Source organism: Myroides sp. WP-1, from assembly GCF_014145635.1.
In the GTDB taxonomy this organism is placed as follows: Bacteria; Bacteroidota; Bacteroidia; order Flavobacteriales; family Flavobacteriaceae; genus Flavobacterium.
The window spans coordinates 1-12,439 of the sequence record NZ_JACHTC010000031.1; the positions used below are offsets into that span (position 1 = coordinate 1).

3 protein-coding genes and 1 pseudogene are annotated in these 12,439 nt (G+C 36.2%); 1 reads left to right on the forward strand and 3 read right to left on the reverse strand.

Annotated features, from left to right (window positions below):
- The 3 genes and pseudogenes from H4K33_RS15890 to H4K33_RS15900 all read right to left on the reverse strand — a co-directional run.
- A pseudogene (locus H4K33_RS15890) lies at nt 1-2,170 on the reverse strand (hypothetical protein); the annotation flags it as partial.
- A gap of 36 nt (nt 2,171-2,206) precedes the next feature.
- Nucleotides 2,207-6,805: a DUF11 domain-containing protein gene (locus tag H4K33_RS15895; protein ID WP_182650774.1), complete on the reverse strand. Its 4,599-nt coding sequence runs from the start codon at nt 6,803-6,805 to the stop codon at nt 2,207-2,209.
- Between the two features lie 697 nt (nt 6,806-7,502).
- Nucleotides 7,503-8,702 (reverse strand): pyridoxal phosphate-dependent aminotransferase, encoded by a 1,200-nt coding sequence (locus H4K33_RS15900; protein WP_182650776.1) that lies wholly within the window; start codon nt 8,700-8,702, stop codon nt 7,503-7,505.
- 208 nt (nt 8,703-8,910) lie between these two features.
- On the opposite strand from H4K33_RS15900, the gene ccsA reads away from it, so the two are divergent.
- Complete coding sequence (gene ccsA / locus H4K33_RS15905) at nt 8,911-12,081, forward strand: cytochrome c biogenesis protein CcsA (protein WP_182650778.1); 3,171 nt, start codon at nt 8,911-8,913, stop codon at nt 12,079-12,081.
- Nucleotides 12,082-12,439 lie beyond the last annotated feature (358 nt).

Sequence of the window (12,439 nt, forward strand, 5' to 3'; positions counted from 1 at the left end):
TATGCGTATAAGTTCCGTCGTTATTGTTTACTAAGGCATCGCTAGTTCCGTCTAACTTTGTTTTCAATTCCTCTAATGCTTCTTGTACATTAGTTGAAGTGAATCCGTTTGTTGAGTTATCAAAAGCGATAGAACCTGCATTAGCATCAATCTCTCCAACTACAGCACCTGTTGAGTTTGTAAACTCATACTTGTTTGTTGTAGGATTAAGTTTTACTGTTACTTCTCTAGGATCAATAGTAACACCAACAGCATCTGTTTTAGGCGTTCCATCTGCATTGATTTCCTTTTCGTTGTAGTATGTAAATGTTCCGTTCGCATTTTTCACTAATACTGTTACGGTTTCATTTGTTTTTACTACTGAATCTTTGGTAACCCAGCTAACGTTTCCGTCTGCATCTGTTACTAAAATTGTTTCATTTGCTCCTTTTTGGATTTGCGTAATTTGCAATTTTCCTCCAATTTGAGCTAGGTCAAATTTATCTTGGTTGATTGTTAATTCAACGTCTTTCAATACAACTCCTGCACCTAGAGAAACCGTTAATAACTCGTTTGCTGAGCTAAGGTCTTTTCCGTTTACGTTTGCAGCAGCAATATTTTGGTATACCACAGTACCGTCAGCTTGAACCACAGGAACTTTTCCTTTATCTGCTGTATCTGCTCCTAATTTCTCAGCCGTAACTGATCCATTTTGAAACATTTCAGTAGCTAATTTATCGATTAAACTAACCGTAGAAGAAACACCATTAACTGTAGAAACTAAATCCGTTCCGTCTAATGTTAATTCATTTGTTGTCATCGCATCTTTTGCAGACCATACTACATTTCCAGTAGCATCAACGATTAAAACATCTCCAGCATTTCCAGCTTGAATTTGTTTTAAGTTTAATGTACCACCGATATTTTGTAAGCTCAATTTAGCTTCATTAATATCTAGGCTTGTTGTTTTTAATACTGCTCCTTTACCATCTGTAACAACGATTTTCTCATTTCCTGTTAGGTCTTTCGCATTTACAGCTGTTTCTAAGTTAACAGATAAATTTCCATCTGCATCAATATCTAAACCGCTTCCTGGTTTTACAACTCCAGCTACGTCTTTCGTTGCTGTTGGAACCTCTAGCGTATAGGTGATGGTATTATCAACTGTAGTTTTTACTACAGAAATATTTTTACCTGCCTGTAATTCAGTTACATATTGGTTGTCTTTCACTAAACTGTCAACATCCAAATTATGTGTTGCATTGTTCTCATCTGTATAGATAAGTTCTCTGCTTGTTGTATTGTAAATCAACGAAGTAAGTGATTGCTCTACTTTTACTAGTTGTTTCAATATATTGTATAAATCAAGGTCTGTTTTGTTTTTGATTACTTCGGTAATATCACCAATAACGTTGATATCCACAGCAGTCCCAGCCTCGTTTGTATACGTATATTTCCCTGCTTGAACACGCACTAATGTAGTTAGTGTTTCTTGAGATTTTACTAAGTCTTTTAATGCTAAAACAGTTGGATTTCCAGCTTCGTCAACAAATGTAATTGTACCAGCCGTATGGTCAATTGCAATAGAAGTAACTGTTTCAAATGCTTTTACCGCACCCTTCACATCCACAGTAACTGCATTTCCTTCCTCATTCGAGTAAGTCATTACACCCGTTGCTGGGTCATAAGCTAATACAGTTACTGTTTCGTGTTGTTTTACAATGGTTTCAAAGTTAATTTCAACTTTATCTCCATTGTTGTTGATGTAATATAATTTATCCCCTTCATAAATTACATTACCTTCAGTTTTATTGATGATGTTTTTGATAAGGTTTTCAACCTTATCTCCATCCATATGTAGAATATTTTCAAAGTTATTCACTACAATTGCAGGAATATCGCTATCTGCTGTTAAACGTTGCCATTTATCAACAAACCAATAGTAGTAACCTGGTGTAATTGCAGTATTAGTAGTTGTATTAAACACTAATAAACTGTTTACATTTCCGTTTGTGATTGCCTTTTTATCTTTAGTATCTTCTAAAGACACATTAGGAATCAATAATCCACGGTTTGTAGCTTCAACTGTTAACTCAGCTGATTTATTTGGAGTGGCTGTTCCGATTCCCACCTGTGCGTTTGCAGACATAGCCCCCATTAATAGAGCAACTGGTATTAGTCTTTTTTTCATAACTGAATATTTTGTGTCGTTTTAGTCAAAAATTTATTATTGTACTTTGTGATAAATATGTGGATTTGTAATTAGAGGTCCACCGCCTTCTACTGGTGTAATTGTTGGATTATTGTTGCCGATTTCAGTTCCAGAATTTGCTTCTGTCGTTTTATCTTTTGGCGATTTTCCAACCACTTTCGCTTGGTTACTTACAGATTCATTTTCAAGATCTGCATCTGTTACATCATAAGTAGCTGTTACTGTCCATGAAGCACCAATTGCTAAATTACCTCCAGTATTCGCATAGATTACTTTGTATCCTGCACCAAGTAAAGCATCCGTTAATTCAACTTCTTTCAACGTAACGTTACCTGTATTTTGCACTACAAATGTGTAGTTAATTACTCCATTTCCATTTGCTCCGTCTACGTCATCATCAAATACACCTGTTTTTATTAGTGTGATTTTTGGACTTTGTGGTAACATCGTTACTGTACACGTTTCGCAGTTTGGATACTGTGGATCTGGTAATGGATAATTAGGATCATCCTCTGCTACCGGTGTTGTTGGTTTAGAAACGCGATCTACAGGACCTGTTGGCGTATTGGCATTTCCTAAAGCTTGGTTAAACACTCCTCCACGATCAATATCTTCTTGTGTGATGATATACTCACCTGTAAACTCTCTAATTTCTCCTTCGTTTAATTGTGAAATCGAAATGCGAAGGTTTGGTAATTTTGGATCGGTTACATTAATATTAGATAATAAGGTGTTTCCTGAATTACTAACTTTAATTGTATACTTGATTTTACCTCCTACTTGTACGTCCGTATTTCCATTTTTTCCAATGTACTCTCCATCCTTTACAATAGTTAATCCTGGTTCTGGTTCGATCGTTAACTTCGCACACATTTCTGAGATATGAGGGGTATTTGAACAATCGAAAGTTGTCACATTCGAATCTCCTCCTAAACCATCTCCCATACTACCGTTTACTTTGTGACCTACATAACAGAATTTGTAGTCTTCGCCCATAAACATAGTTGTATGTCCACCGATCTCCACATAAATAGCTTTGGTTTTCAAAGATCCATTAGAGTTAAGAAAACCTTGAGGTACAGTTGCATACGTAATGTTTGAATCACCACCTGACTGTCCTAGCATATTTCTACTGTTGCGCCCCCATAAAAACAGCTTTCCGTATTTGTTGATGGCCCCTGCTGCTGCTTCATATGCTGAGTTATCTGCACCTGTAATGAAGATTACCTCGTCTAAATCTGTATTCTTATCTATTTTTACCGTTTGCCATTTGTTTTTGTCTTTATTCTTTCCACCTTCACCATTCCCTAACTGGCCATAAGCATTACCTCCTAAAGAATATACTTTTCCAGACGTTGACAAAACTAAGTATGTTAAAGACACATCCTTAGTTCCTGCTCCACTACCTGTCAAGGCAATCATTTTTGGTGTATGTCCTGTTTCAATTGGCGACGAAACCTCTTGTGCTCTATTGTCATTTGTTACTAAGGCAGTTCCTGTATATTTGCGTTCTCCCCAAGCCACAAACGTATTGTCATTCAATAAGGCAAAACCACCATTCAAATGCATTTTCACCTGTTTCACATTAGTTAACTCCTGTCCGTTAGTTCTTTTAACGACGTGCCAGTTATTGTCATTTTGTGAAGATCCGTCTCCATACAGTTGATACTTATTCCCTTTCACATACAATTTACCTGCTGTTGTTTTTAGCACTAACCCTTTGTAAGAAGCGGTCATATAGTCAATATCACGTGGACTTACATTGGTTGGTAAACTAATTTCTTGGAATCTAGAACTTGTTGTATTGGCAGTACTAATTACTGCTCCTTGTGTTCCCCAAGCATATAACCCTTTAGACGTAAGCAAGAAAAATTGTGATTCTCTATTACTATACGTTCCCATACTTGCAATTATTGGAGAACCTTTAAATTCGTATCCATTTTCTGGCAAGATGCGTATAGGTGAAAAAGCATGAGATGATCCATCTGCTTTTCCGCGTTCACCAAACACTTCAAAACCGTATTTTGTCTTAACAATTGTAGTGTGGAATCCAGAGATAAATTGATCTCCTTCATTATCACAGAACTCCTCGTCTACTGCTCCAAATGGAAGTGGAACGATTGTTTCTTTTTCATTGTTAAATTCAGTTCCCGAAATTTTGCTAACTGCCGTACCTCCATCTGTTAAAGCATGAGCCGTTGCTTGATTTACTTTTTCCGATTGGTCGATATCCTCTTGCGTGATATAGTAAATTGCCTCGTATGTCCATACTTCATCTACATCAAACAATCTATTGTTATTCACATCTCCCGCTACATAAACAGGTGTAGCATTTGCTAAACGAGCATCGTCAATACGCACATCGTGCAACGGAATGTTTCCTGTATTCTTAACCGTAAACGTATACTTGATCAAGTCACCAACCATCGCCGCTTTTTTGTATGCTTCTTGACTTTCATTATACATACTGCGGTCTCCCTGCACATAAGTTCCTTCTTTTTTGAACTCCATTTTACCTTTGTATAAGTAACCTAAGTCACCACAAATACTTTCGTTGTATCCTTTAGGTAAAAATTTGTTCGTCCCTTTTGCTTTGTCACCTGAATAATTTACGCTACTTGCATTCAATCCTAAATTACTAGATCTATCCATCGTAACTACGTTAATCAAGTCTGAGTCTCTCAATCTACTTGTAGCTGCATCTCCAGAAGCATCTCCTTTTACAATGAAATAAGCATTTCTACCATTTCCTGTATACTGCATTACGGGATATGTTGTTGCGTGTTGTTTATATGTTCCACAAACCTCTACTACTGCGCTATTATCTAAAGAGAATGTAATTTCGTTTGCAGGATTCATTTGGTGTTGTGTCAATGAACCTGTCATCGTAAAAAATGCTGATTCTTTCAATACCACTTTAGCATCAGAATATTCACCTGTTCCGTTATTTCCTAACTCAGCTGAACCTGCTACTAAAATTCCCCCTGCAGGACATACTTTTACTAATCCACCTTTTTGTTTATATGTACCTGTCACTTTTAAGCGAGCGCCAGATTCAACATATAATTGTGAACCTAATTCTATTTCTAAACTGTTACTTAAATGAATTTCTCCTCTTACACAGTATTTTTTATTGCTTTGTAAAACAACAGTACTTGAAGTTGACGTTAATTGAATAGCATCTTCTGGACATCCACAAGGTGCTTCAGCTACAACTGCAGTTTCCACTGAACTTGTCAATTTTGCTGGATCAAGTGCTTCAGGACTCGTTAAGTTTAAGCTAGAAATATCAATTGTTGCCGTGTTGGTAATTTTACCAGAAGCAGGTAATTGTTTTACTTTTCCTTTGATCGTAAAAATAGCAGCATCACGACTTGCTAAATTAATTACAACATTTTGCAACGTCTTTTGTGTAGGTACAAAGTTTGTTGCTATTGTTGTAGCAGATCCCAACTCACTTGCAAAAGAAATACTACTCACCTCATAATAAGGTCTAAGGTTATCTAGTATATCATTTAGTTTAATCCCATTATATACGCTTTGAGATAAGTTTCTCACTTCAACGCGATACGTTAAATCTTCGCCAACTTCAACTTGGTCTTTACTCGCAAATTTCTCTACTTTTACTCCTTCTGGAATAAAAACAGAAAGTCCTCTAATCTCGTGGAAATTTACAGCACTTCCAGTAGAAGCAGCAAAACCAATTTTTAACGTAGCAAATGGAGCTTCTGCATAATCTGATGTAAACAAATGCTCGAATACACCGTCTTTTTCACGCATCCAACGTACTTCTACTTTATATCCATTACCGTATTTGTAAAGTTCCATTTGAACTCTACGATAAAATGTAGCATCAGAAGGACGAGTTGGAACGATAGTTGGATACCCAACTTCATATCCATTTTGGGTTAAGGTAGAAAATCCGATAAGAGGCGTATTATTGTTTGATTGAGACAAACCACCTTTACCGCGTAAGCCTACAGAGTTTTTCAATGAGTAACGCAATTCTTCTGTTTCATCATCTCCGTCATTTAAGTATCTTCCCGTTTCTCTTTGTCTCAATGCAGCAACACCTTCAGTACCTCTGAATACATAGTTTCCATATTCATCTAATCCAAGTCCAAGGTATCCACCAGTTATTCCTCCACTGTAATAATCTCCTCCATAACCTAAATGATGACCTGTTCCACCTAAAGTAACTAAATTCGCATCAAGACTACCATCGATTAAAAATACACTAAAACCATCACCTCCACGATCTGCCCATCCAAAAGGTGGCTTATCATTTCCAGCAACTGTTCTCCATGTTTTATATTCAAAATCTAGAATAACACCTTTATCTGAAGCAAATGCTTCATTAATAATAACTCCTCCACTTCTACTTCCTTTATCTTCTGTCAAACGTAACCATCCGTTACCTGGAGTATCTTTAAAGTTAGATGTATTGTCATTTGAAGCGGTTAAATAAGCGTCCTCAATAAAGACTACATTTTGTCTTTGAGTCGTCGCTCCTTTAAAATCTTCCTTTACTTCAAACTGAGCATACATGCTATTTCCTATTCCTAAAAATAGTGCGAATGTCAATAATACCTTAAATAGTACTTTTTTATTCATGTCCCTTTTTTTCATAATTTTCTTGATCGAACAACCGTATTCTATATGGAATTGCTCTCCCTAATAGTTTCAGCAAAAGTGAGTATTATCCCCACATTTTACGTTTCAAATTATTAGAACGAACTACATTCCAACAAATTGAATCAAACACAACTACCTGAAATCAAACAAGATATAAATAGATAAAGCCAACAGGTGTTGCATTTTCTATTTGAACTCAAAAAAAAGTATAAAAACCTGATAAAAATCATAGATTTTAAACCCATACTATTGTTTCATGTATCAAAAAATTAAATAAAGGCTAGTATGACCTAGCCTAAATAAAAAAAAACGAGTAAAAAATCAATTATAGTAGCAATAATTCAACATGAAACACTCCCTTCTATTTTTATGCTAAACAACAAAAGAAAAAGATAAGAATGTCACCAAAAAAAGGAGTGCAAAGCGACACAAATTATCGCCAATTGGTCAAGAAAAAAACCTTCATAAATCAACGCTAAGCCATTTTAAAAAAAAAGTAACCCAAATACACATCCAGGATAAAAACAATAGCTTAAAAAGGCTATATATCAATCGATCTTGCAAAATGGACAAAAAAAATATAAAATAGACTTAAAAAGTGACGCAATGTGAATTTTAAAGACCTCAAATAAAAAAGCCACGCAAATTGCGTGGCTTTTTTATTTGAGGTCTTTTTTTATTTTTCGATGGTTTGATACACTTTCAAAGCTTCTTTTAAAACTTCGGCTGAGCGAATCAAATCTTCTTTTTTCAAAACATACGCCATACGTGCTTCGTTTAATCCCACCCCCGGTGTAGAGTAAAATCCAGCTGCTGGAGCAATCATCACGGTATCACCATTAAGATCATATTCTTCCAACAACCATTTTGCAAAATTATCTGCATCTTTTACTGGGAACTTAGCTACGCAGTAGAATGATCCATTAGGAATAGTTACCTCTACTCCATCAATAGCCTGTAAGGCTGTAATAAATACATCACGACGTTCTTTGTATTCTGTAATTACTTCGTCAAAATACGATTGTGGTGTATCTAAAGCTGCTTCTGCTGCGATTTGTTCAAAAGTTGGAGGAGAAAGACGCGCTTGAGCAAATTTCATTGCTGCATCCATTACTTCTTTATTTTTAGAAACAATACAACCGATACGCGCTCCACACATACTATAACGTTTCGAAACAGAATCAATCATAATCGCATTATTCGCTAATTCAGGCATACTCATTACAGAAATATGTTTGAACCCATCATACGCAAATTCACGGTATACTTCATCTGCAATCAGGAACAAGTCGTGTTTCAACACTAAAGCTGCTAATTGTTTCATTTCCTCTTCTGAGTACAAGTATCCCGTTGGATTCCCTGGGTTACAAATCAAAATTGCTTTTGTTTTGGCTGTAATCAACTTTTCAAATTCCGAAATAGCGGGTAAAGCAAATCCAGTATCAATTGTTGACATTACCGGAACAATGTTTACACCATTTGAAACAGAAAACCCATTGTAATTTGCATAAAAAGGTTCAGGAATGATAATTTCATCACCTGGATCCATCGTACTACCTAATGCAAACATCAACGCTTCTGATCCTCCCGTTGTGATAATAATATCTTGGGCATTCACATCAATCTTATGTGCTTGGTAATACTTTGCCAATTTAGTTCTATAGCTTTCAAAACCTGCTGAATGACTATACTCTAATACTGTAATGTCAGCATCTTTTACTGCTTGTAGGGCATCTACTGGAGTTTTAATATCAGGTTGACCAATGTTTAAATGATAAACATGATGTCCTTTTTGTTTCGCTTTTTCAGCAAAAGGAACCAATTTTCTAATCGGAGACTCAGGCATATGAATGCCTTTTTGAGAGATTTTTGGCATGGTTAATTTTTTATTAATTCACTAAATAGCGACCAATCCTTGTTGATTTTTTAATCATCGATCAAATGAGGTAAAGATCTTTGCAAATTTAATTTTTTTTACGCATAAAAAAAGTAAAATTCATTCCTAAATAATAAGTTAAATATACAGGTTTACTGGGCATTTTGGTTATTTTTGTTCCATTATAAAAACAACGTATCAACAACTCATGGATAAAAAAATTATATCTTTTTTTTCCTCAACCCGCTTAATGGCTGTTCTTTTCATCGTATTTGCAGTAGCCCTTGCCCTGGGAACTTTTATTGAGGATCGCTACAATACGACAACAGCCCGCATTCTTATCTACAATACCAAATGGTTTGAGTTAATTATGTTTATTTTTCTTCTAAACTTTATTGGTAATATCAAACGTTACCGTTTGCTATCAAAAGAAAAATGGGCAACCTTTATGCTACACGCTGCCTTTATCTTAATTATGATTGGCGCTTTTATCACACGTTACATTAGTTTTGAAGGAATGATGCCAATCCGAGAAGGCGAAACAGCGGATAGTATCTTCTCTGACAAAACGTTTTTAACAGTTATGGCTGATGGTGAATATGAAGGAGAAACGAGAAGACGTACTTTCGAAATGGATCAATACTTTTCGCCAGTAACAAACAACCACTTCAAAATGAAAAAAGACTTCAATGGCATTCCATTTGAAGTTGAATATAAAGACTTTATCATGGCTGCTGAAGATGTAATCGAAGCAGATCCCAATGGTATAAACTTCCTAAAACTAGTTGAATCTGGAGACGGTGAACGTCACGAACACTATCTTCAAGAGGGTAAAGCTGCTAGTATTCACGGTATCTTATTTGGTTACAATGCTCCTACTGAAGGTGCAATTAATATTTCTTCTGAAAATGGTGAATTCTTCATCGAAACACCGTTCGAAGGAAAATATATGAAAATGGCTGACCAATCTACTGGTGATGTAGCTGCTAACGAAAAACAACCTTTAAATTTCCGATCTCTTTATACAATGGCGGGTACTCAGTTTGTATTACCTGAATTGCCAATGAAAGGAAAAACTGCTGTTGTTTCTAATGGCGATTTTAAAGACAAAATGACACCTGATGCACTCATTGTTACTGTGCGCTCTCAAGGTCTTGAAAAAGACGTTGTTTTAAAAGGAAAAGCGGGTAGAATGGGTGAACCTCAAGCCATTGAATTGGGCGACCTAGAATTCACCTTAATGTACGGAAGTAAAGTATACACGACACCTTTCCAAGTGCGTTTGAACAAATTTATTGCTGATAAGTATCCTGGAACTGAAAAAAGCTACTCTGCTTTTGAAAGTCAAGTAACTGTTTTAGATGGCAATAACTCTTTTGATGCACGCATTTACATGAACAATATTTTAGATTACCAAGGATATCGCTTCTTCCAAGCACAATTTGATCCCGATGAAAAAGGAACTATTTTATCTGTAAACCACGATTTCTGGGGAACTTGGATTACCTATATCGGTTATTTCTTCTTGTATGTAGGTTTAATTTGGATTTTATTCGATAAAAACTCTCGTTTTGCTGATTTAAGACGCAAACTAGATAAAATCAGAGAAAAGAAAGCGTCTATGCTTACTGTATTAGTGCTTTTATTTTCTATCGGAGCTTCTGCTCAGCATATGCATGCACCAGCTAAGCCAGAACCAGCGGTAATTGACTCTATTATCCATGCCAATGTAATCGATAAAGAGCACGCTGCTAAATTTGGTAATCTTGTCATTCAAGATCATGGTGGACGTATGAAACCAATCAATACGTTCTCTTCTGAACTATTGAGAAAAGTGTATAAAAAAGAAACTTACCAAGGGTTAACACCAGACCAAGTTTTCTTATCTATGACGCAATTTACTGTTGCGCAACAAATGGAAGGTGCTCCGAATTTTTGGTACTTTGCTCCAATCATTGAATTGCAAAGAGGAAATGATAAAATCAGAGAAGTATTAGGTTTATCTAAGGATGTAAAACACGCCTCATTCGTTGATTTCTTTGATGAAAATGGCAATTACAAACTTTTGAAATACGTCGATGAAGCAAACCATTCGAGTGTAAAAAATCAATTCCAAAAGGATTTTTTAGATCTTGATGGTAAAGTTGCTTTATTAAACGCCGCTTTTACAGGAAGAATCCTAGCAATCTTCCCTATTCCACATCACGATAATAACAAATGGATTTCTCCTTTAGAATTAAACGAATCAGGGATGACAGGAATGGATTCTACTTTTACAAAGAATATCTTGTCTCGCATGTATGTGCCTGCTTTATTTGATGCTAAATCTTCAAATAATTACGCTAAAGCAAACGAATACTTAGAACACATCAATACGTTTCAACATTCGTATGGAAAAAACGTAATGCCATCGGATAACAAAATCAAATTTGAAGTTTTATACAACCAATACGATATTTTCAAAACGTTGTATAAATATTACATGCTGGTTGCACTATTGTCTTTTGTATTTATCATTTGGGTGATTTTAAAACCAAATAAATTTGCAAGTAAAGCAATTAAAATAGGCCATTGGTTAACGCTGTTTTTATTTGTATTGCATACTTTAGGTTTAGCTGTACGTTGGTATGTTTCAGGTCACGCACCTTGGAGTGATGCTTATGAATCGGTTATTTATGTAGCATGGGCAACAACGTTATTCGGATTGTACTTTGGTAGAAAATCAGAATTGACGATTGCTTCAACTGCTTTCGTTACAGGAATGATTTTATGGGCTGCGCATCTAAATTACATGGACCCTGCTATTTCCAATCTACAACCCGTATTGGATTCATATTGGCTAATTATCCACGTAGCAATTATTGTAGCAAGTTATGGACCGTTTACCTTGGGAATGATCTTGGGTGTGGTATCCCTAATCTTGATGATCTTAACTAACAGTAAGAACAAAAAGAAAATGGATTTAAACCTAAAGGAATTAACTTATATCAATGAGATGGCCTTGACTGTAGGTCTAGTGCTTTTAACCATAGGAAACTTCTTAGGAGGACAATGGGCAAACGAAAGCTGGGGCCGCTATTGGGGATGGGATCCAAAAGAAACTTGGGCTTTAATTAGTATTATGGTTTATGCCTTTGTGATTCACGCTCGTTTAGTACCAGCCATGCGCGGTACTTGGATATTCAACGTATTTAGTGTACTTGCTTACTACTCTATTATGATGACGTACTTTGGTGTAAACTTCTACTTAAGTGGATTGCACTCTTACGCTTCTGGAGATAAAGTAATCACACCTACAATTATTTGGTGGTCCGTTGGATTTGTAACTTTAATCAGTGTCTTATCTTTCTTCCAGTATAGAAAACACCTGAAAAAATAAATCTTATATTTTAATATATCAAAAAGCGACTCGAATTCGAGTCGCTTTTTTTTTGGGAATAATTGAAAGATTGTTTGGTGGTGACGCCTCACCACCTCACCACCTCACCACCTCACCACCTCACCACCTCACCACCTCACCACCTCACCACCTCACCACCTCACCACCTCACCATCTCACCACCTCACCACCTCACCACCTCACCACCTCACCATCTCACCATCTCACCACCTCACCATCTCACCATCTCACCATCTCACCATCTCACCATCTCACCATCTCACCATCTCACCATCTCACCATCTCACCATCTCACCATCTCACCATCTCACCATCTCACCATCTCACCATCTCACCA

Bases quoted from the DNA above. Each gene is read 5' to 3' on its own strand.
- H4K33_RS15895 (WP_182650774.1), bottom strand. From the start codon at position 6,805: ATGAATAAAAAAGTACTATTTAAGGTATTATTGACATTCGCACTATTT.
- H4K33_RS15900 (WP_182650776.1), bottom strand. From the start codon at position 8,702: ATGCCAAAAATCTCTCAAAAAGGCATTCATATGCCTGAGTCTCCGATT.
- ccsA (WP_182650778.1), top strand. From the start codon at position 8,911: ATGGATAAAAAAATTATATCTTTTTTTTCCTCAACCCGCTTAATGGCT.